At 56.4% G+C, this 26,968-nt stretch carries 23 protein-coding genes and 1 pseudogene; 13 read left to right on the top strand and 11 right to left on the bottom strand.

The window, feature by feature from the left end; all coding sequences use genetic code 11:
- Positions 1 to 45: 45 nt before the first annotated feature.
- Positions 46 to 819 (bottom strand): esterase, encoded by a 774-nt coding sequence (gene ybfF, locus ACOTXD_RS06500; RefSeq protein WP_003858651.1) that lies wholly within the window; start codon positions 817 to 819, stop codon positions 46 to 48.
- Positions 820 to 1,002: 183 nt separating this feature from the next.
- On the opposite strand from ybfF, the gene seqA reads away from it, so the two are divergent.
- Both seqA and pgm read left to right on the top strand, forming a co-directional pair.
- Positions 1,003 to 1,548, top strand: coding sequence for a replication initiation negative regulator SeqA (gene seqA, locus ACOTXD_RS06495; RefSeq protein WP_003858650.1), 546 nt, complete (start codon positions 1,003 to 1,005; stop codon positions 1,546 to 1,548).
- Between the two features lie 24 nt (positions 1,549 to 1,572).
- The gene (pgm, locus tag ACOTXD_RS06490; protein WP_003858649.1) at positions 1,573 to 3,213 is read left to right on the top strand and encodes a phosphoglucomutase (alpha-D-glucose-1,6-bisphosphate-dependent); all 1,641 of its coding nucleotides are present in this window, start codon (positions 1,573 to 1,575) and stop codon (positions 3,211 to 3,213) included.
- Between the two features lie 103 nt (positions 3,214 to 3,316).
- Here the strand turns inward: pgm and potE are convergent, their stop codons facing one another.
- The 9 genes from potE to kdpF all read right to left on the bottom strand — a co-directional run bounded on the left by potE (position 3,317) and on the right by kdpF (position 15,248).
- Positions 3,317 to 4,630 carry a putrescine-ornithine antiporter gene (gene potE / locus ACOTXD_RS06485; protein ID WP_126501142.1) on the bottom strand — a complete coding sequence of 438 codons (1,314 nt, stop codon included), beginning with the start codon at positions 4,628 to 4,630 and terminating at the stop codon, positions 3,317 to 3,319.
- Positions 4,627 to 6,825 carry an ornithine decarboxylase SpeF gene (speF, locus tag ACOTXD_RS06480; protein ID WP_061855884.1) on the bottom strand — a complete coding sequence of 733 codons (2,199 nt, stop codon included), beginning with the start codon at positions 6,823 to 6,825 and terminating at the stop codon, positions 4,627 to 4,629. Before speF ends, potE begins: the two co-directional genes overlap by 4 nt.
- Before the next feature lie 255 nt (positions 6,826 to 7,080).
- Complete coding sequence (gene speFL, locus ACOTXD_RS06475; protein ID WP_003858645.1) at positions 7,081 to 7,185, bottom strand: leader peptide SpeFL; 105 nt, start codon at positions 7,183 to 7,185, stop codon at positions 7,081 to 7,083.
- 277 nt (positions 7,186 to 7,462) lie between these two features.
- Positions 7,463 to 8,140 carry a two-component system response regulator KdpE gene (gene kdpE / locus ACOTXD_RS06470; protein WP_003858643.1) on the bottom strand — a complete coding sequence of 226 codons (678 nt, stop codon included), beginning with the start codon at positions 8,138 to 8,140 and terminating at the stop codon, positions 7,463 to 7,465.
- The gene (kdpD, locus tag ACOTXD_RS06465; RefSeq protein ID WP_061855883.1) at positions 8,137 to 10,824 is read right to left on the bottom strand and encodes a two-component system sensor histidine kinase KdpD; all 2,688 of its coding nucleotides are present in this window, start codon (positions 10,822 to 10,824) and stop codon (positions 8,137 to 8,139) included. The genes kdpE and kdpD overlap by 4 nt, the downstream gene beginning before the upstream one ends.
- Positions 10,825 to 11,400, bottom strand: coding sequence for a potassium-transporting ATPase subunit KdpC (kdpC, locus tag ACOTXD_RS06460; protein WP_061855882.1), 576 nt, complete (start codon positions 11,398 to 11,400; stop codon positions 10,825 to 10,827).
- A 12-nt stretch (positions 11,401 to 11,412) separates the two neighbouring features.
- On the bottom strand, positions 11,413 to 13,461 hold the full coding sequence (kdpB, locus tag ACOTXD_RS06455; protein WP_032665446.1) for a potassium-transporting ATPase subunit KdpB: 2,049 nt from the start codon (positions 13,459 to 13,461) through the stop codon (positions 11,413 to 11,415).
- A gap of 18 nt (positions 13,462 to 13,479) precedes the next feature.
- Positions 13,480 to 15,159, bottom strand: coding sequence for a potassium-transporting ATPase subunit KdpA (kdpA, locus tag ACOTXD_RS06450; protein ID WP_061855881.1), 1,680 nt, complete (start codon positions 15,157 to 15,159; stop codon positions 13,480 to 13,482).
- Entirely contained in the window at positions 15,159 to 15,248 is a 90-nt protein-coding gene (kdpF, locus tag ACOTXD_RS06445) for a K(+)-transporting ATPase subunit F (protein ID WP_003858638.1), read from the bottom strand. The genes kdpA and kdpF overlap by 1 nt, the downstream gene beginning before the upstream one ends.
- A gap of 310 nt (positions 15,249 to 15,558) precedes the next feature.
- On the opposite strand from kdpF, the gene ACOTXD_RS06440 reads away from it, so the two are divergent.
- The 7 genes and pseudogenes from ACOTXD_RS06440 (at position 15,559) to nei (ending at position 21,663) form a co-directional block, all read left to right on the top strand.
- Entirely contained in the window at positions 15,559 to 15,765 is a 207-nt protein-coding gene (locus tag ACOTXD_RS06440; RefSeq protein WP_003858637.1) for a YbfA family protein, read from the top strand.
- Between the two features lie 598 nt (positions 15,766 to 16,363).
- Positions 16,364 to 17,776, top strand: a complete 1,413-nt coding sequence (phrB, locus tag ACOTXD_RS06435; RefSeq protein WP_022650613.1) for a deoxyribodipyrimidine photo-lyase — start codon at positions 16,364 to 16,366, stop codon at positions 17,774 to 17,776.
- A gap of 10 nt (positions 17,777 to 17,786) precedes the next feature.
- Positions 17,787 to 18,530 (top strand): type 2 GTP cyclohydrolase I, encoded by a 744-nt coding sequence (locus ACOTXD_RS06430; protein ID WP_003858635.1) that lies wholly within the window; start codon positions 17,787 to 17,789, stop codon positions 18,528 to 18,530.
- A 14-nt stretch (positions 18,531 to 18,544) separates the two neighbouring features.
- Entirely contained in the window at positions 18,545 to 19,201 is a 657-nt protein-coding gene (gene pxpB / locus ACOTXD_RS06425) for a 5-oxoprolinase subunit PxpB (RefSeq protein WP_003858633.1), read from the top strand.
- Complete coding sequence (gene pxpC / locus ACOTXD_RS06420) at positions 19,195 to 20,127, top strand: 5-oxoprolinase subunit PxpC (protein ID WP_061855880.1); 933 nt, start codon at positions 19,195 to 19,197, stop codon at positions 20,125 to 20,127. The genes pxpB and pxpC overlap by 7 nt, the downstream gene beginning before the upstream one ends.
- A complete protein-coding gene (gene pxpA, locus ACOTXD_RS06415; RefSeq protein ID WP_421766390.1) occupies positions 20,114 to 20,854 on the top strand; it encodes a 5-oxoprolinase subunit PxpA in 741 nt (246 codons plus the stop codon). Before pxpC ends, pxpA begins: the two co-directional genes overlap by 14 nt.
- 18 nt (positions 20,855 to 20,872) lie before the next feature.
- Positions 20,873 to 21,663: pseudogene (gene nei, locus ACOTXD_RS06410) on the top strand (endonuclease VIII).
- 85 nt (positions 21,664 to 21,748) lie between these two features.
- On the opposite strand, the gene ACOTXD_RS06405 reads toward nei, so the two are convergent.
- On the bottom strand, positions 21,749 to 23,032 hold the full coding sequence (locus tag ACOTXD_RS06405) for a citrate synthase (protein WP_003858624.1): 1,284 nt from the start codon (positions 23,030 to 23,032) through the stop codon (positions 21,749 to 21,751).
- A 639-nt stretch (positions 23,033 to 23,671) separates the two neighbouring features.
- Here ACOTXD_RS06405 and sdhC point away from each other — a divergent pair.
- The 4 genes from sdhC to sdhB are packed head-to-tail and all read left to right on the top strand — an operon-like array spanning position 23,672 to position 26,915.
- The gene (gene sdhC / locus ACOTXD_RS06400; protein WP_026080740.1) at positions 23,672 to 24,076 is read left to right on the top strand and encodes a succinate dehydrogenase cytochrome b556 subunit; all 405 of its coding nucleotides are present in this window, start codon (positions 23,672 to 23,674) and stop codon (positions 24,074 to 24,076) included.
- Positions 24,070 to 24,417, top strand: a complete 348-nt coding sequence (gene sdhD / locus ACOTXD_RS06395) for a succinate dehydrogenase membrane anchor subunit (RefSeq protein WP_003858621.1) — start codon at positions 24,070 to 24,072, stop codon at positions 24,415 to 24,417. Before sdhC ends, sdhD begins: the two co-directional genes overlap by 7 nt.
- Positions 24,417 to 26,183, top strand: coding sequence for a succinate dehydrogenase flavoprotein subunit (sdhA, locus tag ACOTXD_RS06390; protein ID WP_003858619.1), 1,767 nt, complete (start codon positions 24,417 to 24,419; stop codon positions 26,181 to 26,183). The genes sdhD and sdhA overlap by 1 nt, the downstream gene beginning before the upstream one ends.
- Positions 26,184 to 26,198: 15 nt before the next feature.
- Positions 26,199 to 26,915 carry a succinate dehydrogenase iron-sulfur subunit SdhB gene (sdhB, locus tag ACOTXD_RS06385; protein ID WP_061855879.1) on the top strand — a complete coding sequence of 239 codons (717 nt, stop codon included), beginning with the start codon at positions 26,199 to 26,201 and terminating at the stop codon, positions 26,913 to 26,915.
- Positions 26,916 to 26,968 lie beyond the last annotated feature (53 nt).

The raw sequence follows: 26,968 nt of genomic DNA, 5'->3' as shown, positions 1-26,968 counted from the left end.
GCCAACGACTGGAAGCCCGTCGTCTTCCGGTCGCTGGCTTTTTAATCAATTCGCTGTATCAGTAAGATAGCGGCGAATGGCGCGCAGGACGGCATCCGGTTTTTCCGCGTGGACCCAGTGCCCGGCACCCGCAATGACGTGAGCGCGAGCCTGCGGGAATTGCGCCAGCAGCGCGTCACGGTACGCGTCAGTGACGTAAGGGGAGTTGCCGCCGCGAATAAAAAGGGTAGGGTGCGGCCAGGCGGGGACGGCTTCCCAGCCCACAATATGCGAATACTGATCCCACAGCACCGGGACGTTAAAGCGCCATTGCCCGTCAACAAACGATTTCAGCAGGAACTGGACCACGCCTTCTTCATCAAGATGCTCGCGCATAACGGCAGCCGCCTGTTGGCGGGTTGCGACACCCGCTTCGGTGACCGCATTGATGGCGGCAAAAATCTCATCGTGACGGCGAACGTCGTAATTGACGGGCGCAACGTCGATGACCACCAGCCCGGAAATTCGCTCAGGTGCCAGCGCAGTGAGCGCCATCACCGCTTTACCGCCCATTGAATGCCCGATAAGCGTCGCTTTCTGAATATTATTCGCATCGAGGGTGTCCCGCAGATCCTGCGCCATGGCTGCGTATGTCATCTCCTCCGAGCGCCCTGAAAGACCGTGATTGCGCATATCAACCTGGAGGATCTCGTGATCGGTCACTAAATCGCGCGCCAGCACACCCAGATTATCCAGGCTACCAAACAGGCCGTGAACCAGTACGATGGGAGAATTATTGTTCGGCGATTGTGCAGTTTGCGCTCGGGTATTCAATTTCATGGCAAAGTTCTTTTTTTAGGTTTGTCAGGTTAGGGTATCATGTTGACCATTCTGCCGCCCGGGGGCAAGGATCCAGTTTAATCTGACTTTTGCCGCCAACCTGGTTTGACGCTATCCGCTGTTGGGATTTGACCTTATAATCTCAACGACTTGTATTCAGATAAGATATCGCACTGGATTAAGATGAAAACAATCGAAGTTGATGACGAACTCTATCAGTATATTGCCAGCCAGACGCGGCATATTGGGGAGAGCGCGTCCGACATTTTACGGCGCATGCTTAAAATTTCCGCCGCCTCACAGCCCACTCCTGTCACTAAAGATGTCGTGTCTCAGCCGAGCGTTGTTGCACAAGTAAAACCTGCCGTCATGCCGGCAAAGGACAAAGTGCGCGCGATGCGCGAGCTGCTGCTGTCCGATGAATATGCCGAGCAGAAAAAGGCCGTTAACCGCTTTATGCTGGTGCTGTCTACACTTTACTCACTGGATAACAACGCATTTGCAGAAGCGACAGAGTCGCTGCACGGTCGCACGCGCGTTTATTTCGCAGGCGACGAGCAGACCTTGCTGCAAAATGGCAACCAAACCAAACCCAAACACGTTCCCGGTACGCCATACTGGGTGATCACCAATACCAATACGGGCCGCAAGTGCAGCATGATCGAACATATCATGCAGTCCATGCAGTTCCCGGCGGAATTGATCGAAAAGGTTTGCGGTACAATTTAACCCTTGCATCAGAAGGACCAGGCAATGGCAAATCACAGCCGTGCAGGACAACCTGCGCAACAACGCGATTTGATTAACGTCGCTCAACTGACCGCGCAGTACTACGTGCTGAAACCGGTGGTGGGCAACGCAGAACACGCAGTGAAGTTTGGTACATCTGGCCACCGCGGCAGCGCGGCGCGCCACAGCTTTAACGAACCGCACATTCTGGCCATTGCTCAGGCCATCGCGGAAGAGCGCGCCAAAAATGGCGTCACCGGTCCGTGCTATGTAGGGAAAGATACCCACGCCCTGTCTGAACCTGCTTTTATCTCCGTGCTGGAAGTGCTGGCGGCGAACGGCGTAGACGTGATTGTTCAGGAGAACAACGGTTTCACGCCAACGCCTGCGGTGTCTAACGCTATTCTGGTACACAACAAAAAAGGTGGCGCGCAGGCTGACGGCATTGTGATCACCCCGTCCCACAACCCACCGGAAGATGGCGGCATCAAGTACAACCCACCAAACGGTGGCCCGGCGGATACCAACGTCACGAAAGTGGTGGAAGATCGCGCCAACGCGTTACTGGCTAACGGTCTGAACGGCGTGAAGCGTATCTCACTGGATGAAGCCATGGCCTCCGGCCACGTGAAAGAGCAGGATCTGGTTCAGCCGTTCGTGGAAGGGCTGGCGGATATCGTCGATATGGCCGCTATCCAGAAAGCCGGTCTGAAGCTGGGCGTGGATCCACTGGGCGGCTCCGGTATTGAATACTGGAAACGCATTGCCGAGCACTACAAGCTGGATCTGACCATCGTGAACGATCACGTCGATCAGACCTTCCGCTTTATGCACCTGGACAAAGACGGCGCGATCCGTATGGACTGCTCCTCCGAATGCGCAATGGCTGGCCTGCTGGCGCTGCGCGACAAGTTCGATCTGGCGTTTGCTAACGACCCGGACTACGACCGTCACGGTATCGTCACCCCGGCTGGGCTGATGAACCCGAACCACTACCTGGCTGTGGCTATTAATTATCTCTTCCAGCACCGTCCGCAGTGGGGCAAAGAGGTCGCGGTGGGTAAAACGCTGGTCTCTTCCGCCATGATTGACCGTGTGGTCGATGCGCTGGGCCGCAAGCTGGTGGAAGTGCCGGTGGGCTTCAAGTGGTTTGTTGACGGTCTGCACGACGGCAGCTTCGGCTTTGGCGGTGAAGAGAGCGCGGGGGCATCCTTCCTGCGCTTCGACGGCACCCCATGGTCAACCGATAAAGACGGCATCATCATGTGCCTGCTGGCGGCGGAAATCACCGCGGTCACCGGTAAGAACCCGCAGGAACATTACAACGAGCTGGCGGAACGTTTTGGTGCGCCAAGCTATAACCGTATCCAGGCTGGCGCCACGTCTGCGCAAAAAGCAGCTCTGTCAAAACTCTCTCCGGAGATGGTCAGCGCCAGCACCCTGGCAGGTGACCCGATCACCGCGCGTCTGACGGCGGCACCGGGTAACGGCGCATCCATCGGCGGCCTGAAGGTGATGACCGAAAACGGCTGGTTCGCCGCGCGTCCATCCGGTACGGAAGATGCGTACAAAATCTATTGCGAAAGCTTCCTCGGCGCTGAGCATCGTCAGCAGATTGAGAAAGAAGCGGTAGAGATTGTCAGCGAAGTGCTGAAAAACGCGTAAGTGGTGTTTGGTGCGGGCTGATGCCCTCACCCCGGCCCTCTCCCACGGGGAGAGGGAGAAAACACTAAAAACGGCAACCTCAGGGTTGCCGTTTTGCTTTTACCTAACTGTGCTTGTTCTTCAATTCAAATCTCGGCGACACCAGACCGTACAGCGTCCAGCCCATAAAGGTCACCATCGCACCATACAGCATCGCTTCCTGGCCGGAGGAATAGAGCGCATAGAAGCTGTAAATTGCGCCAATCAGCGCCACAATATTGGCCGCACGGGCTTTGCGCGGATCAACCTTCGCCACCTTCTGAATAATCACCAGCGCCGCCATCGACAAAATGTACGGAATGATGTTCGTCACCACCGCCAGGTTGACCAGCACGTTAAACTGGCTGTTCAGTGACGGGCTGATGGTCATCAGCGACAAACCACTCTGGAAGATGACAATCGCCAGCATCCCTTGCACTGGCGCATCCGCTTTGGTCACGCGGGAGAAGATTTTCGGGAAATAGCCTTCGTCAGCCGAGGATTTAAACACCTGAGCGATGGTGAACTGCCAGCCCAGCAGCGAGCCGCAGCAGGACATCACCATCAGTCCCATGATCACTTTCCCTACCTCCGGCGTAAACATCTGCGCAAACGCCAGCCCGAACGGCGCCGTGGAGTTGGCCAGATCCATGTTGGGCACAATTCCCGCAATCACGTTGGTCGAGACGATATAGATCACCGCCGCCCCCAGCGTCCCGCCGAGTACCGCGATCGGCACATTTTTCTCCGGGTTTTCCACCACTTCCGCATTCGCACAGGCTGACTCCAGCCCGAGGAAGGCCCATAGCGTCATGGCGATGGACGATCCCACGGCAGTGAAGAACGGTACGTGATGCGGATTCCAGGAGTTGGCGTACAGGGTCGGGCTGAACCAGAACCAGCCGATGATGCACAGGCCGACAACCGGGATAATCACGCTCCAGACGGTAATGCTGCTAAGTTGTCCGGTGATGCGCGCGCCGCCAAAGTTGGCGACGGTACAGATCCACAGCACGCCGATGGTTGCCAGCCCAATCTGCACCGGGGTCAGCGTCGCCCCAAACAGCTCCGTGCCGTAACCGACAGCGGAAATGGCAATCGCCACGTTGGCGATCAGCAGCGACACGCCGTAGGTATAGTTCGCCATAAAGTTACCGGACTTACCGAACGCATATTCGGCATAGCCACCCATCCCGCCGGACTTGCGGCTGAACATTCCGCACTTGGCAAAGGCCCATGCCAGCGCCATCGAACCCACGGCGGTAACAAGCCAGGAGATAATCGAAATCGTCCCCACTTCAGCGAGCTTGGTGGGCAGCATGATGATCCCCGAACCCATCATATTCACCATGGTGAGAATAGTGAGTTGCACCACGCCCATCTTGTTGGCCTTACTCATAATTTTTCTCCTTTCAGCAGCGATGGCTGAGCGGCAGGTTGTTTGATGACGTAGCAGCGCACCTGTTTGCGACCGTCACACTCCTCGACGTAAACCCCCTGTAACTCCGGCGCAAAGCCCGGCAGCAGATTGATCCCGTCTTCCAGCGCGGCGAAGTAGCGCAGCACGGAACCGCCCCAGACTTCCCCCGGAACCACGCACAACACCCCCGGTGGGTAAGGCAGCGCGCCTTCCGCGGCGATACGGCCTTCCGCGTCGCGCAGGGACACCAGCTCGACCTCACCGCGCAGATAGGCATAGTTCGCCTCCTGCGGGTTCATCATGACGCGCGGGAAGTGAGACCTGCGGAACATCTCTTTTTGCAGCTGCTTCACGTTATGGCGGGCATAGAGGTCGTGCATCTCCTGACAAATCTGACGCAGGGTATAATCCGCATAACGTTCCGGATGTTGCTTATAAAGAGAGGGCAGAACCTCTTTCAGCGGCACATCGCTCTGGAGCAGTTTTTCGAAGCGCACCAGCTGGGCGACGAGCTGCTGCAATTTGCCCATGTCCTCCGCCGGGGTGAGCAGGAACAGAATGGAATTGAGGTCGCATTTTTCCGGCACGATGCCGTTTTCACGCAGGAAGTTGGCGAGGATGGTGGCGGGCACGCCGAAATCATCGTACTCGCCGGTGCGGGCGTTGATGCCTGGCGTGGTCAGCAGCAGTTTGCAGGGATCGATAAAATACTGATGCTCGGCATATCCCTCAAAGGCGTGCCAGCGTTCGCCCGGAACAAAATGGAAGAAGCGCAGATCGGTAGCAATCTCTGCCGTATCCCAGCTTTCCCATGGACGGCCATCCACCGTCTCTGGCACGAACGGACGAATAAACTGACAGTTCTGAAGGATCAGTTTTCGCGCTTCGATACCGGTCACCACGCAGTCCATCCACATGTTGCGCCCACTTTGCCCCTCGTGCATGCGGGCGTTGATATCCAGGGCGGCAAACAGCGGATAGAACGGGCTGGTGGAGGCGTGCATCATAAAGGCGTTGTTGAGGCGCTTATGCGGGACATAGCGCGCCTGGCCTTTTATATGGCTGTCCTTCTTATGGATTTGCGAGGTTTGCGAGAAGCCCGCCTGCTGCTTATGCACCGACTGGGTAACCAGAATGCCTGGATCGTTTTCGTTCAGCTCCAGCAGCAGCGGTGAGCAGTCGGCCATCATCGGGATAAACTGCTCGTAACCCACCCAGGCGGAGTCAAACAGAATGTAATCGCACAGGTGACCAATCTTATCCACCACCTGACGGGCGTTATAAATGGTACCGTCGTAGGTGCCCAGCTGGATCACCGCCAGACGGAAGGGACGTTCATCCCGCGCGCGACCAGGCGCGACCTCTGACACCAGTTCCCGCAGGTAACTCTCGTCGAAACAGTGTGCGTCAATACCGCCGATAAACCCGTACGGGTTGCGCGCCGTTTCCAGATACACCGGCGTCGCGCCTGCCTGTAACAGTGCTCCGTGGTGATTAGATTTATGGTTATTGCGATCGAACAGCACCAGATCGCCTGGCGTGAGGAGGGCATTGAGCACCACTTTGTTGGAAGAGGAGGTGCCGTTCAGCACGAAGTAGGTTTTATCCGCATTATAGACTTTTGCCGCATGCTGTTGGGCGATGCATGGCGCGCCTTCATGGATCAGCAGATCGCCCATTGCCACGTCGGCATTGCACAGATCGGCGCGGAAAAGCGTTTCGCCAAAGAAATCGACAAACTGGTTTCCGGCCGGATGGCGGCGGAAGAACTGGCCTCCCTGATGTCCGGGGCAGTCAAACGCACTGTTCCCCTGCTGGACGTAATCGACCAGCGCGCGGAAGAACGGCGGGCGGAGCTGGGTTTCGTACTTCTGCGCAGCCGCTTCAAGCTGGCGTCCGTAGTACGCATTGCTGGTGTCGGAGTACTCAAAAACGCCGTGAATACGCGACAGAAATTCAGCCGGAACCCTTTCTTCTTTATGCGTGGCAATAAACACCGGAATACCGAATCCCGTGGCTTCTATTTCTTCTATGGCGCCATTGAAAATATCGCTCACGGCCAGAACCACGGCTGCCACATCAATATAATCCGATGCGGTGATATCCACAATGTCGCGCGAAGTGGTAAAGCATTCAGGGCAGGCACGGCTGACGGCAATTTTTGACGTTTTCATCTTTATCTCTTTATTTCAGGCAATATGGGGCCCTCGACTTCTTGCGGTAAAGAAATCGATTATTTCCGGAAAAAAAAGCAAAGCGTGTCCGCTGATACGAAATCAGTTAATTGCTTTTTTGCTGAGTAGAATTCAGTCCGCCCGGTTGCGGAGAATCTGAATCACAAGGAATGAGCGCAGGTGTTCACAGGCAACAGCCTGTAAAATAGCGTTTTTCAGGATGACCTGTAAGCAGATGCGCCAGAAGTCGAAGGACTACCGGGCGTTAAAGAGATGAAAGTCAAAACAGTTTCGGTGGGCAAACATCATGATATGTGTTGTCCGCCTTATATGGGGCATTAAACGATTATTGTTTTCCATGTTCAGTTTCCTTTCAGTAATTGAAAGCATGGTCATTTTATCCAGGGAAAAGGGATTAACTGTGAAACAGATCACCAATAACCGATCATTTCAGAAATAATTAGTCGTTTTGAGTGAATAACACAGATCAAAATGCTGTTTTGTTGGTTCGGTGTTAAATCGATGTTTTAATTGTGTTTAAAGAGGGCGAATATAGCCATGAAAATAATCTCATCGTTATTTTCATGGCTATATTCAGGCTGGTAAGTTTTTATTTAAAATTAAAGTGAATACTTATTCAGATCATAAACCGATATCCGATACCGGTTTCTGTTAATAAATGACGAGGACGCGCGGGATCGGCTTCAAGCTTCTGGCGAAGGTGTCCCATATAAATGCGTAAATAGTGACTATGCTCGACAGCATTCGGCCCCCAGACCTGGCTTAACAGCTGTCGCTGCGTTAACACTTTACCATGGTTATTGAGCAGCACGGCCAGCAGACGAAACTCAATAGGCGTAAGGTGGATCTCTTCTTCTCCTCTTACGATGCGGCGTGCAGCAAGATCGACGCGGATATCGCCAAAGGCGTACACCGGGTCGGAAGGGGAGGTGGCACTGTGTCGACGCAGCGCCACACGAAGCCGGGCCTGTAACTCGCCAATGCCAAACGGTTTGATCAGATAATCATCCGCTCCGGCATCCAGCGCGGCGATTTTATCCGTCTCTTCGGTGCGGGCAGAGAGCACCAGAATAGGCATCTGGCTCCACTGACGCACCTCACGAATAAAATCGATGCCGTCGCCATCCGGAAGTCCCAGATCCAGGATAACCAGATCTGGCTTGCGGGTCGCGGCTTCAATCAACCCTCGTTGAAGCGTTCCGGCTTCATGAACGCGCAAACCGTCGCCTTCCAGCGCGGTACGCAGAAATCGGCTGATAGCGAGCTCATCTTCAACAATCAGAACGTTAATCACAAATCCTCTGGTAATTCATCAAGTTCTGGTGGGCTTTCCAGAGGAAGTGTAACACAAAAGCGTGCCCCACCTTCCGGGCGGTTCTCTGCGGAAATGGTGCCGCCATGCACGTCGACAATCGCCTGGCAGATCGCCAGCCCCAGCCCAACGCCAGGAATGGCGGATTCCTTATTACCGCGCGCAAATTTTTCGAATATGGCGCGCTCCTGACCGGCCGGAATACCCGGCCCGTTATCCCAGACGTCGAGCCGCAGCACACGTTTATCCACCCTGGCAGCAATCCCCAGCCGGGCCTTTGCCCCGGCGTATTTAGCGGCATTTTCCAGAAGATTAATCAGCACGCGCTCAAACAGCGGGCCATCCACATGGATTAACGTCAGGGGTTCCGGCATGTCCAGCTCAATATGGCGCCCGCCGAGACCCGGCTCCAGCATCTTCAGCGCACTGCCGACAACCTCCTCAAGGGTGAGCCACTCTTTTTTGAGGTTAAACCCGCCGGACTGAATGCGCGCCATGTCCAGCAGGTTGTTCACCAGGCGCGTGGTATTCAGCACGTGCTGGCGAATTTCGCTGGCCTGCATCGCGTGCTTTGATCCTTCCGCCGCCAGATCCAGCGTCAGAATTTCGGACTGGCCAAACAGCACGGTAAGCGGCGTGCGCAAATCGTGAGACAGCGCTGCCAGCAGCGAGTTGCGAATACTTTCGCGCTCGCTTGCCAGCCGCGCCTGCTCTTCGCTGGCGGTGAGCGCCAGCCGTTCAAGGGCGCTGGCGACCAGCAGGGTGAAGGTTTCAAGCAGGCGCTGCTGCTCGGGGATCATCAGCTGACGCAGGTTAGACGGCTCGACGATGACCAGCCCGTGATTTTTATCCGCGCTGCGCAGCGGCAGGATCTGGTAAGGCACGCCGGGCAGCGTGTCGGTGCCGGCGCCGGCAGGTAAACCCTTATCGAAACTCCAGCGGGCAATCGCTTCATCCCAGGGCGTCATCCCCGAAGGGGAGGTCAGCGGGCGAAGGCGCCCTTGTTCGTCGGGGAGCAAAATCAGGTTACTGGCATGAAAGGTCGAACGGATAAACTGCTCGCTGGTCTGCACGATATCTCGCTGCGTGCGGCCAACCGCCAGCGATTTTGACATTTCATACAGATGGCGCGTGCGCTGCTCGCGATAGCGGGCAATGCGTGCCTGGTAGCGCACGCCTGCCGTCAGATTCCCGATCACCAGCCCGACGGTAAGCATCACGGCAAAGGTCAGAATGTACTGCACGTCCGAGACAGCAAGCGTCCCGCGCGGAGCAATAAAGAAGAGATCGAAGCTGATGACGTTGATCACCGTCGCCAGCACCGACGGCCAGCGGCCATAAAAGAGCGCGACCACAACGACGCCGAGCAGATAAATCATGACCAGATTGGCGGCGTCGAAGGCGATGAGCCACTGGCTGGCAATCACTGTAATCAGGGCGCAGAGGACCACGGCCACCATGCAGCCCCGGATCTGAATGCGCCATTTATCGCCAAAGGTGCGAGCGTCCGGCGTACGGTTGGGCAGGGGGGCGGGCTTGTCATCCAGCGCGACGATGACTAAATCAAGATCCGGCGCGCGGCGGGCCAGCCTGTCGGCAAAAGATTCGCGGCTAAACCAGCGGCGGTGCTGGCGACGTCCAATGACAATCTTGCCCAGGTTGTGCTCCCGCGCGTAGCGCAGAATGGCTTTATCTTCCTGCGGATCGGAAAGGGTTGCGGTTTCGGCGCCCAGCTCCTGCGCCAGCCGCAGCGCGCTCAAAATGGCGCGGCGCTGATTTTCCGGCAGGCCATGCAGCTGCGGCGTTTCGACGTAGACCGCGTGCCAGACGCTGCCAAACTTCGCTGCAAGCCGGGCGGCGGTGCGAACCAGTTTTTCGTTGCCGCTGCCGTGACCAATGCATAACAGAATGGCGTCCCGCGTGTGCCAGACGCGCTCTTGTCCCTGTAGGTCTCGCCAGGCGCGCATCTGGTCATCAACGCGATCGGCGGTGCGGCGCAGGGCCAGCTCGCGCAGGGCAATCAGGTTTCCTTTGCGGAAAAAATGTTCGATGGCGCGTTCGGCCTGGCCGGCAATATACACTTTGCCTTCATGCAGGCGCTGGCGCAGATCGTCCGGCGGCAGGTCAACCAGTACGACTTCATCGGCAGAATCAAAAAACGGATCGGGGACGGTTTCCCGCACCTGGATACCGGTTACGCCGCTCACCACGTCGTTCAGGCTTTCCAGATGCTGAACATTCACCGTGGTGAAGACGTCAATGCCTGCCTCAAGCAGCTCCTCAACATCCTGCCAGCGCTTCGGATGGCGGGAGCCTGGCGCATTGCTGTGCGCCAGTTCGTCCATCAGGATCAGGGCAGGGCGGCGGGCAAGGGCGGCATCAAGATCAAACTCCGTGACCAGCCGCCCGCGATGGCTGATACGCTGGGGCGGCTGCGTCGCCAGCCCCGTCAGCAGCGCAGCCGTCTCTTTGCGACCGTGGGTTTCCACCACGCCGATGAGAATATCAAGCCCGTGCGCCCGAAGCCGCTGGGCTTCCATCAGCATGGCGAAGGTTTTCCCGACACCCGCGCAGGCGCCGAAAAAAATTTTCAGCTTGCCACGGTGGGCTTCAGCCGTCTGTTCAAGCAGCCTGTCCGGATCCGGGCGCATGGGCTCGTCGGTCATTTAGTTCTTCCTTAGCGCATCCAGCGCCAGATTCAGCTCAACAATGTTCACTACCGGCATGCCGATGAAGCTGACCAGCGGCTTTTGCGTATGTTCTGCAACCAGCTGGCTCACCTGGTCGACGGTCAGCTGACGGGCGGCGGCCACGCGTGGGATCTGCCAGACCACCGCGTCCGGCGTCAGGCTGTAATCCAGCCCGCTCGCGGAGGCGGTGACCAGCTCAACCGGCACCTCACGGCTGGCCTGCGGATTCGCAGCGCGCAGGGCGGCAACGCGTTCAGCAATGGCTTTGTCCAGGTCAGGGTTACTGCCCGCCAGATTGCTGCCGCCGGAGGCCATTGGATTATACGGGCTTTCCGCAGTGGCGGAAGGGCGTCCCTGGAAGTAGCGTGGGTCCGTAAAGTTCTGCCCAATCAGACGCGAGCCGCGGTTTTCACCGTTCTGGATAATCAGCGAGCCGTTGGCCTGATCCTGAAACCACCACTGGCCCAGCGCGGTAGTCATCAGCGGGTAAAGCCCGCCGGTAATCAGAGACAGCAGAATAAATAACAGTATAGCGGGACGTAACATCGTCATTGGATCCACCTTTTAAACCAGCCCGAACAGCGTTAGCAACATGTCGATAACCTTGATCCCAATAAAGGGCACCACCAGCCCACCCAGACCGTAAATCCACAGGTTACGGCGCAGCATGGCGGCGGCCGTCAGCGGCTTATAGCTCACCCCTTTCAGCGCCAGCGGAATAAGAAAGACAATAATCAGCGCGTTGAAGATCACCGCGCTCAGAATGGCCGAGGCCGGAGAGTGCAGGTGCATCACGTTCAGGGCATTTAGCTGCGGGTAGGTTGCCGCAAACGCCGCCGGAATGATGGCGAAATACTTCGCTACGTCGTTGGCGATACTGAACGTGGTCAGCGAGCCGCGCGTCATCAGCATCTGCTTCCCGATGTGCACCACCTCGATCAGCTTGGTCGGGTTCGAGTCGAGATCCACCATGTTGCCCGCCTCTTTTGCCGCCTGGGTACCGGAGTTCATTGCCACCGCCACGTCGGCCTGCGCCAGCGCCGGGGCGTCGTTGGTGCCGTCGCCGGTCATCGCCACCAGACGACCTTCCGCCTGATACTGGCGAATGAGCGCCAGCTTTGCTTCCGGCGTCGCTTCGGAAAGGAAATCATCCACGCCCGCTTCGGCGGCAATGGCCGCCGCAGTCAGACGGTTATCCCCGGTGATCATCACCGTTTTAATGCCCATCTTACGCATCTGGGCGAAACGCTCTTTTATACCGCCTTTAACGATATCCTTCAGAGCGATCACCCCCAGAACGCTTGCACCTTCCGCCACCACCAGCGGGGTTGCCCCCTGACGCGCCACGCTTTCCACCAGATGGTCGACTTCCGGGGGGAAGTGTCCATTATTGGCTTCAATATGACGGCGAATGGCATCAACGGACCCTTTACGGATCATCCGGTCCTGAATGTTAATGCCGCTCATGCGGGTTTGCGCCGTGAAGGGAACGAACGTGGCGTGCAGGCTTTGTACGTCGCGCTGGCGCAGGTTAAAGCGCTGCTTGGCGAGGATCACGATACTGCGGCCTTCCGGCGTTTCATCAGCCAGCGAGGAAAGCTGCGCCGCGTCAGCCAGCGTTTTTTCATCCACGCCGGGAGCAGGTAAAAAGTCAGAGGCCTGACGATTGCCCAGGGTGATGGTCCCGGTTTTATCCAGCAGCAGAACGTCTACGTCCCCCGCCGCTTCAACGGCGCGTCCGCTGGTGGCGATGACGTTCGCGCCCAGCATCCGGCTCATCCCCGCCACGCCAATCGCGGAAAGCAGGCCACCAATAGTGGTGGGGATCAGACAGACCAGCAGGGCGATCAGTACGGTGATGCTGACCGCTGTACCGCCGTAGGCGGAGAAGGGCCACAGGGTCGCCGTTGCCAGCAGGAAGACAATGGTGAGCGCCACCAGCAGAATGGTCAGGGCGATCTCGTTCGGCGTTTTACGACGCTGTGCGCCTTCCACCATGGCGATCATCCGGTCGAGAAAGGTTTCGCCCGGGTTAACGCTGCACTGGATCACCAGCCAGTCGGAAAGAATGCGCGTTCCGCCGGTAACTGAGGCGAAATCTCCGCCCGACTCACGGATCACCGGTGCGGATTCCCCGGTAATGGCGCTTTCGTCTACCGACGCGCCGCCCTCAATCACTTCCCCGTCGCAGGGGATGATGTCGCCGGCTTCCACCAGCACCACGTCACCTTTACGCAGTTCATCCGCCGGTACGTGGTCCATGTGCGCGCCGTATTTAGGTTCGCGTAATTTGCGCGCAAATGCGGTTTTTTTGACCCCTTTCAGACTGTTGGCCTGCGCTTTACTGCGGCCTTCCGCCAGCGCTTCGGCGAAGTTGGCGAACAGCACGGTAAACCACAGCCACAGGCTGATGGCGCCGGTAAAGGTTGCATTCCCCAAAAGGTGTCCCGTTCCCATGGCAATCGCCAGTACGGTGGTGAGTAAACTTCCAGTCCAGACAATAAACATCACCGGGTTGTGCCACTGGACGCGCGGGCTCAGTTTTTTTACCGCATCCATGAGGGCCTGACGAACTAAGGTCGGTTCGAGCAGGGCCAGTTGTTTACGACTCATGACAAATTCTCCGCAAAATCAGCGTAAAGAGAGATATTCCGCAACCGGGCCTAACGCGAGGGCGGGGATAAAGGTCAGGGCACCTACCAGCAGAACGGTGCCAATCAGCAGGCCGACGAACAGCGCGCCGTGAGTCGGTAACGTACCGGTGGTGGTCGGCTGGATCTTCTTATTCACCAGTGTTCCGGCGATCGCCATGACGGGAATAATCACGCCGAAACGACCGACGAACATGCAGAACGCCAGCAGACAGTTCCAGAACGGTGAGTTGGCGCTTAACCCTGCAAAGGCGCTGCCGTTGTTGTTTGCGGCAGACGAAACGGCGTAAAGCACTTCGCTAAAGCCGTGAATGCCCGGGTTAAAGATGCCGCTGCGCCCGACGTCGGTCATCAGCGCCAGGGCGGTACCGAGCAGCACAAGGGTGGGGGTGACCAGGATTGCCAGCGCGGTTAATTTCATTTCGCGGACGTCGATTTTTTTGCCGAGATATTCCGGCGTGCGGCCGATCATCAGCCCGGCGATAAACACGGCGAGCAGAACGAACAACAGCATGCCGTACAGCCCCGAACCGACCCCACCGAAGACTACCTCGCCAATCTGCATCAGCCACATCGGGATCATGCCGCCAAGCGCGGTGAAAGAGTCATGCATGGCGTTCACCGCCCCGCAGGAGGCCGCCGTGGTGACCACCGCATAGAGGCTGCTGGCAAGAATGCCGAAGCGGCTCTCTTTGCCTTCCAGGTTGATATTGCTGTTAGCCCCCAGCTGCATGAAGTGGCTGTTGCCGTTCCATTCGGCCCACATCACCAGTGCTACGCAGACCACGAAGATTAACGACATGGCCCACAGCAGCGTACGGCCCTGGCGGCGATCGTTAACTACATCGCCAAAGGCGAAGCAGAGCGCGGTGGGGATCAGGAAGATTGCCAGCATCTGTACAAAATTGGTTAACGCCGTTGGGTTTTCAAACGGATGCGATGAATTGGCGTTGAAGAAGCCGCCCCCATTGGTGCCCAGCATCTTGATTGCTTCCTGCGACGCCACCGGCCCCATTGGCAGGAGTTCCCTGGCCCCTTCAAGCGAGGTGAAAGGGGTATAAGGCAGCAGGTTTTGCAGAGTGCCTTGCTGAATAAAGAACAGGGCAATAATCAGCGCAACAGGCACCAGGATCCAAAGGGTGATGCGTGTGACATCAACCCAGGCGTTGCCGAGAGTGCTGACATTCTGACGGGCAAACGCGCGCGTCAGGGCGAAGATCACCGCGATACCGCTGGCCGCAGAAAGAAAGTTCTGCACGGTTAACCCGGCCATCTGGCTGAAGTAGCTGAGCGTGGTTTCACCGGCGTAAGACTGCCAGTTGGTGTTGGTGACAAAGCTGACCGCCGTGTTCAGTGCCAGATGCCAGGATAACCCCGGTAACTGCTGCGGGTTCAACGGCAGACTGCCCTGGAGTATTAGCAGCGTAAAGAGGGCAATAAGCCCCACGATATTCAGAAGCAGTATCGCCATCAGGTATTGGCGCCAGTTCATTTCCCGGTCGCTGATACCTGAAATGCGCCAGAGCACATTTTCAATATTACGCGTGCCCGGCAATGGCACGTTGTTTATCAGCCGCGCCAGCGCTGTTCCCAGCGGCCTGGCGAGCACAAACAGTACCAGTAAAAAGCTGGCAATAAGCAAAAACCCCTGAGCAGCCATCAGAATGCCTCCGCATTAATCAGGGCATAAATCAGATAACCCAATAACAGGAACACCAGCACGATGCCGGCAATCAGACCTGCACTCACACTCCACCTCCGGGTGACTTTTGTTGTTGTACAAACGGTAGGATTTGTGGCGCAAAGATTTCGCAAAAATCAGAAGGGCAGGTGTAAAAAAAGTATAAAAAAGGGAAAAGCCACAATTTAACTATTGGTAAGTAAATCGTTAACTTTTTTGTAACTTAATTACAGGCATGAATGTAAATATTCACGAAATGGATGAAAATAAGTGGTCGGATGAGTAGTAAAATTACAAACAAAGCGGTATTATTTTAACCAGGTCACAGATTTCACATTTTCCGGAGACGGTTTCCGGCCAACTACAGGGGAGAAAAATATGGATCTTTATAAAGAGTTTCCGGCTCATATCATTTTCATGCGTCGCACTTTCGCCGTTGTGGCTGGCGTGCTGGCCCTGCCGGTGATGCTGTTCTGGAAAGATCGCGCACGTTTCTACAGTTACCTGCATCGCGTCTGGGCGAAAACCAGCGAGAAGCCGGTGTGGATGGATCAGGCCGAGAAAGCAACCTGCGATTTCTACTGATACGGTGTGACATCGTAGCCATAAAAAAACCGCCTACAGCAAAGTGGCGGTTTTTTTGTCCCTCGGGATTCGCGGTCCGTTGGGTAATCTTGCAGCCCCTACCCGGGATTTTTATCATACCCTTCTTTAAAAAGTTCGCAATCCACTTCACCTTTATAAATTCCTAATTTTACTGAAATAACTTACTTTTGGCGTTGGTGTTAATTATGATGCCACGTCCCTTTCCGCCATCTCGCAAATGGGCATCGGTCCTGGGAAAGGTGTATCCATAGCCGTAAAGCAGCCCACCTACCCGGGCTTGTGTCCACCGATTTATCACCGGTGGTGATAGGTGGAGCGGTTAGCAGCAGGGACCGCATAGTGAAACGCTATTTATGCATTGCGTTCACTGTCGCCAGCGCACTCGTTGTAAAGAGTGATAAACCGGATGTGTTTATTGCCTTTACCCCGATAGTGCAGGACAAGTAGCGTTAAGGCCGCCTCGGGCGGCCTTTTTTATTTCATCCCGTCTACACTTCATGGCAAAGTAGTTCAATGCATGCCTTTTTCCTTTTACGGCATGCCCTTACGGACATAATGGACAATTGCCAGGAGTTTTATGCCCACCCATCTGGTTTGGTTTCGCGCGGATTTACGCATTCACGACAACTTCGCTCTCGCGGCGGCCTGCCGCGCTAAAGACGCGAATGTGCTGGCCCTGTTTATCGCCACGCCTGAACAGTGGCGGCAGCATGACATGGCGCCCCGGCAAGCGGCACTGCTCAGCGCGTATCTGAATGACCTGCAACATTCACTGGCCGAAAAAGGCATTCCGCTGATCTATAAAGAGGCTCATGATTTTGCCGCTCAGCGTCAGACGGTGCAGGCAATCTGCCAGCAGTACGCAGTAACGCATCTTTATTACAACTATCAGTATGAATTCAACGAGCAGCAGCGGGATCGTCAGCTGGAGAAATCCCTCGCGGGCGTGGTCTGTGAAGGCTTTGATGACAGCGTGATGCTCGCGCCTGGCAGCGTAATGACCGGCAGTCACGAGATGTATAAAGTTTTCACGCCGTTTAAAAATGCCTTTATCAAACGCCTGAAAGAGGGACTACCTGAGTGCGTTACCGCCCCGTCCGTGAGAGGGGAAACGATAACGGATCTGCCGGCGATCAGGCTGAATTATCCCCAGCAGTCGTTCGATGAAACAGTGTTCCCCGCCAGCGAGAAAGCGGCTATCGCCCGGTTGCGTCAGTTCTGCGCGCAGGGGGCGGTTGAGTACGAGGCGCGTCGGGATTTTCCAGCGATTGAAGGCACCAGCCGCTTGTCGGCCTGTCTAGCGCTGGGCGCGCTCTCTCCGCGCCAGTGTTTACATCGCCTGCTGGCGGAACAGCCACAGGCGTTAGACGGGGGGGCGGGCGCAGTGTGGCTGAACGAACTGATCTGGCGTGAGTTCTATCGCCATCTGATGACGTATCATCCTGATTTGTGTAAACATCGGCCCTTTATTCGTTGGACCGAACAGGTACAGTGGCAGTCGAATGAGAAGCTGCTTAAGGCATGGCAGCATGGGCTTACCGGCTTCCCGATTGTTGATGCAGCTATGCGGCAGCTCAATGAAACCGGGTGGATGCATAACCGTCTGCGTATGATTACCGCCAGCTTCCTGGTGAAGGATCTGCTTATCGACTGGCGAACCGGAGAGCGTTATTTTATCTCTCAGCTGATCGATGGCGATCTGGCGGCGAATAACGGCGGCTGGCAGTGGGCGGCCTCCACCGGAACGGATGCGGCTCCCTATTTTCGGATCTTCAATCCGACCACGCAGGGACAACGATTTGACGCCGACGGCGAGTTTATCCGCCGCTGGCTGCCTGAGCTTAAGGATGTCCCGGCCAAAGCCATTCATGAACCCTGGGTATGGGCGGATAAACAGCGTGTTACCCTGAACTATCCCCGTCCCATTGTCGACCATAAACAGGCGCGCGTCGCCACGCTGGCGGCGTACGAAGCCGCCCGAAAAGTTTGAGAGAATGATGATGAAAAACAGTGAACTGGAACGCCTGATTAACGAAAAACTCAACACGGCTTCGTTTAGCGACTACGGCCCGAATGGCTTGCAGGTGGAGGGGCGCGAGACGGTGCAAAAAATCATCACCGGCGTGACGGCAAGCCAGGCGCTGCTGGATGAGGCGGTGCGTCAGGAAGCCGATGCGGTGATTGTCCACCACGGTTATTTCTGGAAAAACGAATCACCGATTATTCGCGGCATGAAGCGCAACCGACTCAAAACGCTGCTGGCGAATGACATCAACCTGTACGGCTATCACCTGCCGCTCGATGCGCATCCTGAGCTGGGGAACAACGTTCAGCTTGCGCAACTGCTGGGGATTACCGTGATGGGCGAAATTGAACCCCTGGTGCCGTGGGGCGAACTGTCGATGCCGGTTCCGGGTCTGGAGCTGGCCTCGTGGATCGAAGCGCGCCTGGGGCGTCGTCCGCTGTGGTGCGGCGACACCGGGCCGGATACCGTGAAGCGCGTGGCATGGTGCACCGGCGGCGGCCAGGGCTTTATTGACAGCGCGGCGCGTTTTGGTGTCGACGCCTTCATTACCGGCGAAGTCTCCGAGCAGACTATCCACTCAGCCCGTGAACAAGGCCTGCATTTTTACGCGGCGGGCCATCACGCCACCGAGCGTGGCGGCATCCGCGCCCTCAGCGAGTGGCTGACGGAAAATACCGATCTGGATGTGACGTTTATTGATATCCCTAATCCGGCCTGATGAGAGGTAGTTAAGTGCAGCGAGCGCGTTGTTATCTTCTGGGTGAAACCGCAGTGGTTCTGGAACTTGAGCCTCCGGTGACGCTTGCCACGCAAAAGCGTATCTGGCGTCTGGCTCAGCGACTGCCCGAGCTACCCGGCGTGGTTGAAGCTATTCCGGGTATGAATAATATCACCGTGGTGCTGCGTGATCCGCACACGGGGGCGCTGGATGCCATTGAGCGTCTGCAACGCTGGTGGGAGGAGAGCGAGGCGCTGGAGCCGGAATCGCGGACGATTGAGATCCCGGTTGTCTATGGCGGCAAGGGAGGCCCCGACCTTGGCGTGGTGGCCGAGCACTGTGGATTAACGGAGAAGCAGGTTGTGGAGCTGCATAGCTCAGTCGACTATGTTGTCTGGTTTTTGGGATTTCAGCCGGGTTTCCCCTATCTGGGCGGGTTATCGCCCCAGCTGCATACGCCGCGCCGGGCTGAGCCGCGCCTGAGCGTACCGGCGGGCAGCGTGGCGATTGGTGGCGAGCAAACGGGAATTTATCCGCTCGCTTCACCGGGAGGCTGGCAGCTGATTGGGCACACGTCCACGCCGTTATTCGAACCAGGCCAGGACGCGCCCATACTCCTGCGTCCGGGGGATACGCTGCGCTTTATCCCGCAGAAGGAGGGAGTATGTTAACGCTTATTCGCGCAGGGCTTTACACCTCGGTACAGGATGCCGGGCGTTTTGGGCTGCGTCAGTCGGGCGTGAGCTACTGCGGTGCGCTTGATCGTCCCTCGCTGGAGATTGCCAACCTGCTGGTAGGTAACGCAGGCAGCACGGCGGCGTTAGAAATTACGCTGGGTCAGTGCGTGATTGAGTTTGGTCAGGAAACCTGGTTTGCCTTAACCGGCGCGGGCTGTGACGCAACGCTGGACGGCAAAGCGGTGTGGACCGGCTGGCGCCTGCGGGCGAAGGCCGGGCAGCGTCTGACGCTCAAGCGTCCTCTGCACGGCGTGCGTAGCTATCTTGCGGTAGCGGGGGGGATCGACGTGCCGGAGGTGCTGGGCTCATCCAGCACTGACCAGAAAGCGGGAATGGGCGGCCATGAAGGACGGCTGCTGCGCGACGGCGATCGTCTGCGAATAAAGACCTCAACGCGCCATTTCACCACCACGCAGGGCGTGAAACAGCTGCTGTGGGGGAACGTGATCCGCGCCTTACCAGGACCGGAATACCAGGAGTTTGATGAAGCCGCGAAAGAGTCTTTCTGGCGCTCGCCGTGGAAGATCAGCCCGCAGAGTAACCGCATGGGTTACCGGCTTCAGGGCCAGCCGCTGACCCGCACAACTGACCGGGAGCTGCTTTCCCATGGTCTGTTGCCGGGGGTGATTCAGGTGCCAGGCACCGGACAGCCCATTGTACTGATGAACGATGCGCAAACCACGGGAGGATATCCGCGTATTGCCTGCATTATCGAAGCGGATCGCTACCATCTGGCGCAAATTCCTCTCGGTCAGCCAATTCATTTTGTGCAGTGTTCGCTGGAGGAGGCACTGAAAGCCCGGCAGGATCAGCAGCGTTATCTCGAACAGCTGGCGTGGAGGCTCGATGGTAAAGATTGATTTAAACGCCGATCTGGGAGAGGGCAGCAGCGCCGATGCGGCGCTGATGACGCTGGTCTCCTCGGTGAATATCGCCTGCGGGTTTCATGCCGGCGATGGGCAGACCATGCTGGCGAGCGTGCGCAATGCCATGAAAAACGGCGTGGCGATAGGCGCTCACCCCAGCTTTCCGGACCGGGAAAACTTTGGCCGCACGGCGATGGATCTGCCGCCTGAGACGGTTTACGCGCAAATGCTCTACCAGATCGGCGCGCTGGAGGCGATAGTGCGCGCTGAGAATGGCGTGTTGCGCCACGTCAAGCCGCACGGCATGCTCTATAACCAGGCGGCGAAAGATCCGGTGCTGGCGGATGCCATTGCCCGCGCGGTACGGGACTGCAATCCGCGTCTGGTGCTGGTGGGCCTGGCGGGCAGCGAGCTTATTCGTGCCGGCGAACGGCTGGGGCTGAGTACGCGGCAGGAAGTGTTTGCCGATCGGGGATACCTGCCGGACGGCAGCCTGGTTCCGCGCACGCAGGCCGGTGCGCTGATCACCGACGAAGGTAAAGCGCTGGCGCAGACGCTGGAGATGGTGCGCTTCGGGCGAGTAACTTCAACGGAGGGTACAACGGCAAACGTTCAGGCTGATACGGTGTGCTTACACGGTGACGGCGAGCATGCGCTCCAGTTTGCGCGACGTCTGCGGGCGGCGTTCTCGGAAGAGGGCATTGTTGTCAGCGCAGAATAATCATGAAAGGACAATAACATGCCAGAAGGTCCGGAGATCCGCCGCGCGGCGGATAGCCTGGAGGCGGCGATAAAGGGCAAACCTCTGACACACGTCTGGTTTGCCTTTCCTCAACTCAAGCCGTTTGAATCGCAGCTGGTGGGCAGACGGTGACCCACATTGAAACGCGCGGCAAAGCGTTACTCACCCACTTTTCCCATAACCTGACGTTATACAGCCATAATCAGCTTTACGGCGTCTGGCGGGTGGTGGAGGCGGACGAGCAGCCGCAAACGACCCGCGTGCTGCGAGTGCGGCTACAAACGGCGGATAAGGCGATCCTGCTCTACAGCGCCTCTGATATCGAAATGTTAACGCCAGAGCAGTTGCTCACGCATCCGTTCTTACAGCGGGTTGGGCCGGACGTGCTGGATATGCGCCTGACGGCGAGCGATGTGAAGACCCGACTGCTATCGCCCACATTCCGCAACCGGCAGTTTTCCGGGCTGTTGCTCGATCAGGCATTTCTGGCAGGGCTGGGAAACTACCTGCGGGTGGAGATCCTCTGGGAAGTCGGGCTGGCACCGCAGCACAAAGCTTCTCAGCTGAGCGATGAACAGCTGGAGGCGCTGTCCCACGCGCTGCTGGACATCCCGCGGCTGTCGTACAACACGCGCGGCATGGTGGATGAGAACAAGCATCACGGGGCGTTGTTTCGCTTCAAGGTGTTTCATCGGGCGGGTAAAAAGTGTGAGCGGTGCGGCGGGATTATCGACAGGATTATGCTCTCTTCGAGACCCTTTTACTGGTGTCCACATTGTCAAAAATAAAAAAGCCGGGTGGCGGCTACGCCTTACCCGGCCTATGTTTCGCATTTGTAGGCCCGGTAAGCGGTAGCGCCACCGGGCTTAACTTTTAGCGCTTCAGGTCAGACTTAAAATCACGCTGCTCGTAGCCGGTATACAGCTGACGAGGACGGGCGATTTTCATGCCTTCGCTGTGCATTTCGTTCCAGTGCGCAATCCAGCCCACGGTACGCGCCATGGCGAAGATCACGGTGAACATGGAAGACGGAATGCCCATCGCTTTCAGAATAATGCCAGAGTAGAAATCGACGTTCGGGTAGAGTTTCTTCTCGATGAAGTACGGGTCGTTCAGTGCGATGTGTTCCAGCTCCATCGCCACTTCCAGCAGATCATCTTTGGTGCCCAGCTCTTTCAGCACTTCGTGGCAGGTCTCACGCATGACGGTCGCGCGAGGGTCGTAGTTTTTGTAAACACGATGACCGAAGCCCATCAGACGGAAGGAGTCATTCTTGTCTTTCGCGCGGCGCACGAACTCAGGAATATGCTCAACGGAGCTGATCTCTTCCAGCATCTTCAGTGCTGCTTCGTTCGCGCCGCCGTGCGCCGGTCCCCACAGGGAGGCGATACCCGCAGCGATACAGGCGAACGGGTTCGCGCCGGAAGAGCCTGCGGTACGGACGGTAGAGGTCGAGGCGTTCTGTTCGTGGTCAGCGTGCAGGATCAGAATACGGTCCATCGCGCGTTCCAGCACCGGGTTCACTTCATACTCTTCGCACGGCGTGGAGAACATCATGCGCAGGAAGTTACCCGCGTAGGAGAGGTCGTTGCGTGGATACACAAACGGCTGACCGATAGAGTATTTGTAACACATCGCCGCCATGGTAGGCATTTTGGAGAGCAGACGGAACGCCGCAATATCACGGTGACGTGGGTTATTCACGTCCAGAGAATCGTGGTAGAACGCCGCCAGCGCACCGGTAATACCGCACATAACCGCCATCGGATGAGAGTCACGACGGAACGCATGGAACAGACGGGTAATCTGCTCATGGATCATGGTGTGACGGGTCACGGTGGTTTTAAATTCATCGTATTGAGCCTGCGTCGGTTTTTCGCCGTTCAGCAGGATGTAGCACACTTCCAGATAGTTGGATTCGGTGGCTAACTGATCGATGGGGAAGCCGCGATGGAGCAGGATACCTTCGTCACCGTCAATGTAGGTGATTTTGGATTCGCAAGATGCGGTGGAGGTGAATCCAGGGTCAAAGGTGAATACCCCTTTGGAACCCAGCGTACGGATATCAATAACATCCTGACCGAGTGTGCCTTTTAGCACATCCAGTTCAATAGCATCATCACCATTTAGGGTGAGTTTTGCCTTTGTATCAGCCATTTACGGTCTCCTTAGCGCCTTATGCTTAAGACTGCGCTTTACCGGATTTGCTTTCAGCTGTTAATCATCGTTACCAGATTGTTATTTGGCTTACCGCTCAGCTCACGAGGAGAAACCAGGGTACAGAGCTATGGCGCCTTGCAGGTAAACGAATGAAATATCAGTGAAACAACAGCAAATCAGCGTTTTTGCAGTCCGAATTATTCAAACCTGTATATCACTAATAACTGTCCTGATAACTTCGGTCAATACCATCACACTGTTACATAACTATTTGTCAGGTGAAAGAGAGACCTCATAACTTTTGCGCATTATATGCCTTTTCTGATGACGTTTGTAACAATATTGTTTAACATTTGTCAAATCAGATGATTAAAATTTAAAAAGATGTTGTTATCGTGACCCCGATCACTGTTCCAGAGAAAACCCAACAAACTGTATGTAGGTTAATTGTAATGATTTTGTGAACGGCCTATACTGCCGCCAGGTCTCCGGAACACCCTGCAATCCCGAGCCACCCAGCGTTGTAACGTGTCGTTTTAGCATTTGGAAGCAATGTTTTGCATGACGCGCAGTTATAGAAAAGGAACGCTGTCTGACCCGCATCGCAGTCCGGAGGAAGGAAACAATAAGAACAGCATGTGGGCGTTATTCATGATAAGAAATGTGAAAAAACAAAGACCTGTCAATCTGGATCTCAAAACGATCCGATTCCCTGTAACAGCAATAGCGTCCATTCTGCACCGTGTTTCTGGTGTGATTACGTTTGTGGCGGTCGGTATCTTGCTGTGGTTACTGGGAACCAGCCTCTCATCCCCTGAAGGATTCCTCCAGGCCTCAGCCATCATGAACAGCTTCTTCGTGAAATTTATCATGTGGGGCATTCTGACCGCGCTGGCCTATCACGTGGTTGGTGGCGTTCGCCATATGCTGATGGACTTTGGCTACCTGGAAGAGACGTTCGAGGCCGGTAAACGTACCGCTAACATTTCATTTGTGATCACTGTCGTGCTTTCACTTCTCGCAGGAGTTCTCGTATGGTAAGCAACGCCTCCGCATTAGGACGCAACGGCGTACATGACTTCATCCTGGTCCGTGCTACCGCCATCGTTCTCACCCTTTACATCATCTATATGATCGGTTTCTTCGCGACCAGCGGAACGCTGACGTGGGAAATCTGGAGTGGTTTCTTCGGATCGGCCTTCACCAAAGTGTTCACCCTGCTGGCCCTGTTCTCCATCCTTATTCATGCCTGGATTGGCATGTGGCAGGTGTTGACCGATTACGTTAAACCGCTGGCGATTCGCCTTCCGCTGCAACTGATTATTGTTGTTGCTCTGCTGGTTTACGTCATTTATGGATTTGTTGTGGTGTGGGGTGTGTAATGAAACTGCCAGTCAGAGAATTTGATGCTGTTGTGATTGGTGCGGGTGGCGCAGGTATGCGCGCCGCACTGCAAATTTCCCAGAGCGGCCAGACCTGTGCGCTGCTCTCTAAAGTATTCCCGACCCGTTCCCACACAGTGTCTGCGCAGGGCGGTATCACCGTTGCGCTGGGTAATTCCCATGAAGATAACTGGGAATGGCACATGTACGATACGGTAAAAGGTTCCGATTACATCGGTGACCAGGATGCCATCGAATATATGTGTAAAACCGGCCCGGAAGCGATTCTGGAGCTGGACCACATGGGTCTGCCGTTCTCCCGTCTGGAAAATGGCACCATCTATCAGCGTCCGTTTGGCGGCCAGTCGAAAAACTTCGGCGGCGAGCAGGCGGCACGTACCGCAGCGGCGGCTGACCGTACCGGCCACGCGCTGCTGCACACGCTATATCAGCAGAACCTGAAAAACCACACCACCATCTTCTCCGAGTGGTATGCGCTGGATCTGGTGAAAAACGCCGATGGCGCCGTGGTGGGTTGTACCGCCCTGTGCATCGAAACTGGTGAAGTGGTCTACTTCAAAGCCCGCGCTACGGTGCTGGCGACCGGCGGTGCAGGCCGTATTTACCAGTCCACCACCAACGCCCACATCAACACCGGTGACGGTGTCGGTATGGCTATCCGCGCGGGCGTGCCGGTGCAAGACATGGAGATGTGGCAGTTCCACCCAACCGGTATCGCCGGTGCGGGCGTACTGGTGACAGAAGGCTGCCGTGGTGAAGGTGGCTACCTGCTGAACAAACATGGCGAGCGCTTCATGGAGCGTTATGCGCCAAACGCGAAAGACCTGGCGGGCCGTGACGTGGTGGCGCGTTCCATCATGATCGAAATTCGTGAAGGCCGCGGCTGTGACGGCCCTTGGGGTCCACACGCGAAGCTGAAACTCGACCATCTGGGTAAAGAAGTGCTGGAATCCCGTCTGCCGGGCATTCTGGAGCTGTCCCGCACCTTCGCGCACGTCGACCCGGTGAAAGAGCCAATTCCGGTTATCCCAACCTGTCACTACATGATGGGCGGTATTCCGACCAAAGTGACCGGTCAGGCGCTGACCGTGAACGAGCAGGGCGAAGACGTGGTCATCCCAGGCCTGTTCGCGGTAGGCGAAATAGCCTGCGTATCCGTGCACGGCGCAAACCGTCTGGGCGGCAACTCCCTGCTGGACCTGGTGGTATTTGGTCGTGCGGTGGGGCTGCATCTCCAGGAATCTATTGCCGAGCAGGGCGCGCTGCGTGATGCGACCGACGACGAAATCGATGCCTCTCTTGAGCGCCTCAACCGCTGGAACGGCAACCGTAACGGCGAAGATCCGGTGGAAATTCGTAAAGCGCTGCAAGAGTGTATGCAGCACAACTTCTCGGTATTCCGTGAAGGCGACGCGATGGCCAAAGGGCTTGAGCAGCTGAAAGCGATTCGCGAGCGTCTGAAGAATGCCCGTCTGGACGATACCTCCAGCGAGTTCAACACCCAGCGCGTTGAGTGCCTTGAGCTGGATAACCTGATGGAAACCGCGTTCGCCACTGCAATGTCGGCAAACTTCCGTACCGAAAGCCGTGGCGCCCATAGCCGCTTCGACTTCCCGGATCGTGATGACGAAAACTGGCTGTGCCATTCCCTGTATCTGCCAGAGTCGGAAACCATGACGCGTCGTAGCGTTAATATGGAACCGAAACTGCGTCCGGCGTTCCCGCCGAAGATTCGTACTTACTAATGCGGAGACAGGATAATGAAACTCGAATTCTCAGTTTATCGTTATAACCCGGATGTAGACGATGCTCCGCGTATGCAGGATTACACCCTCGAAGCGGAAGAAGGTCGCGACATGATGCTGCTGGATGCCTTAATCCAGCTGAAAGAGAAAGATCCTACGCTGTCGTTCCGCCGCTCCTGCCGTGAAGGGGTGTGTGGTTCTGACGGTGTGAACATGAACGGCAAAAATGGCCTGGCCTGCATCACGCCAATTTCAGCGCTAAACCGCCCTGGCCAGAAAATTGTTATCCGTCCTCTGCCTGGCCTGCCGGTCGTGCGTGATTTGGTAGTGGACATGGGGCAATTCTATGCACAATATGAGAAGATTAAGCCTTACTTATTGAATAATGGGAAAAATCCACCCGCTCGCGAGCACTTACAGTCTCCTGAGCAGCGTGAAAAACTCGATGGGTTGTACGAGTGTATTCTCTGTGCATGCTGTTCAACGTCATGCCCGTCGTTCTGGTGGAATCCGGATAAATTTATCGGCCCTGCGGGTCTGCTGGCTGCCTATCGCTTCCTGATCGACAGCCGCGATACCGAAACCGAGAATCGTCTGGAAGGGCTAAGTGACGCTTTCAGCGTATTCCGCTGCCATAGCATCATGAACTGCGTCAGTGTGTGTCCTAAGGGGCTGAACCCAACGCGCGCCATCGGTCATATTAAGTCGATGTTGTTGCAGCGCAGTGCGTAAGTAGTGAGAGGGGAGCGCTGTTCCCCTCACCCTAACCCTCTCCCAAAGGGAGA

The organism is Enterobacter cloacae complex sp. CDL013, assembly GCF_049238805.1.
GTDB lineage: Bacteria > Pseudomonadota > Gammaproteobacteria > Enterobacterales > Enterobacteriaceae > Enterobacter > Enterobacter hormaechei_C.
This window is presented reverse-complemented; position numbering and strand designations above follow the sequence as displayed.

Bases quoted from the DNA above. Each gene is read 5' to 3' on its own strand.
- kdpA (WP_061855881.1), bottom strand. From the start codon at position 15,159: ATGGCTGCTCAGGGGTTTTTGCTTATTGCCAGCTTTTTACTGGTACTG.
- pxpC (WP_061855880.1), top strand. From the start codon at position 19,195: ATGTTAACGCTTATTCGCGCAGGGCTTTACACCTCGGTACAGGATGCC.
- potE (WP_126501142.1), bottom strand. From the start codon at position 4,630: ATGAGTAAGGCCAACAAGATGGGCGTGGTGCAACTCACTATTCTCACC.
- ACOTXD_RS06405 (WP_003858624.1), bottom strand. From the start codon at position 23,032: ATGGCTGATACAAAGGCAAAACTCACCCTAAATGGTGATGATGCTATT.
- phrB (WP_022650613.1), top strand. From the start codon at position 16,364: ATGCCCACCCATCTGGTTTGGTTTCGCGCGGATTTACGCATTCACGAC.
- ACOTXD_RS06430 (WP_003858635.1), top strand. From the start codon at position 17,787: ATGAAAAACAGTGAACTGGAACGCCTGATTAACGAAAAACTCAACACG.
- sdhC (WP_026080740.1), top strand. From the start codon at position 23,672: ATGTGGGCGTTATTCATGATAAGAAATGTGAAAAAACAAAGACCTGTC.
- speFL (WP_003858645.1), bottom strand. From the start codon at position 7,185: ATGGAAAACAATAATCGTTTAATGCCCCATATAAGGCGGACAACACAT.
- sdhB (WP_061855879.1), top strand. From the start codon at position 26,199: ATGAAACTCGAATTCTCAGTTTATCGTTATAACCCGGATGTAGACGAT.
- ybfF (WP_003858651.1), bottom strand. From the start codon at position 819: ATGAAATTGAATACCCGAGCGCAAACTGCACAATCGCCGAACAATAAT.
- kdpB (WP_032665446.1), bottom strand. From the start codon at position 13,461: ATGAGTCGTAAACAACTGGCCCTGCTCGAACCGACCTTAGTTCGTCAG.
- speF (WP_061855884.1), bottom strand. From the start codon at position 6,825: ATGAAAACGTCAAAAATTGCCGTCAGCCGTGCCTGCCCTGAATGCTTT.
- kdpD (WP_061855883.1), bottom strand. From the start codon at position 10,824: ATGACCGACGAGCCCATGCGCCCGGATCCGGACAGGCTGCTTGAACAG.
- seqA (WP_003858650.1), top strand. From the start codon at position 1,003: ATGAAAACAATCGAAGTTGATGACGAACTCTATCAGTATATTGCCAGC.
- sdhA (WP_003858619.1), top strand. From the start codon at position 24,417: ATGAAACTGCCAGTCAGAGAATTTGATGCTGTTGTGATTGGTGCGGGT.
- kdpC (WP_061855882.1), bottom strand. From the start codon at position 11,400: ATGACGATGTTACGTCCCGCTATACTGTTATTTATTCTGCTGTCTCTG.
- pgm (WP_003858649.1), top strand. From the start codon at position 1,573: ATGGCAAATCACAGCCGTGCAGGACAACCTGCGCAACAACGCGATTTG.
- ACOTXD_RS06440 (WP_003858637.1), top strand. From the start codon at position 15,559: ATGGATCTTTATAAAGAGTTTCCGGCTCATATCATTTTCATGCGTCGC.
- sdhD (WP_003858621.1), top strand. From the start codon at position 24,070: ATGGTAAGCAACGCCTCCGCATTAGGACGCAACGGCGTACATGACTTC.
- pxpA (WP_421766390.1), top strand. From the start codon at position 20,114: ATGGTAAAGATTGATTTAAACGCCGATCTGGGAGAGGGCAGCAGCGCC.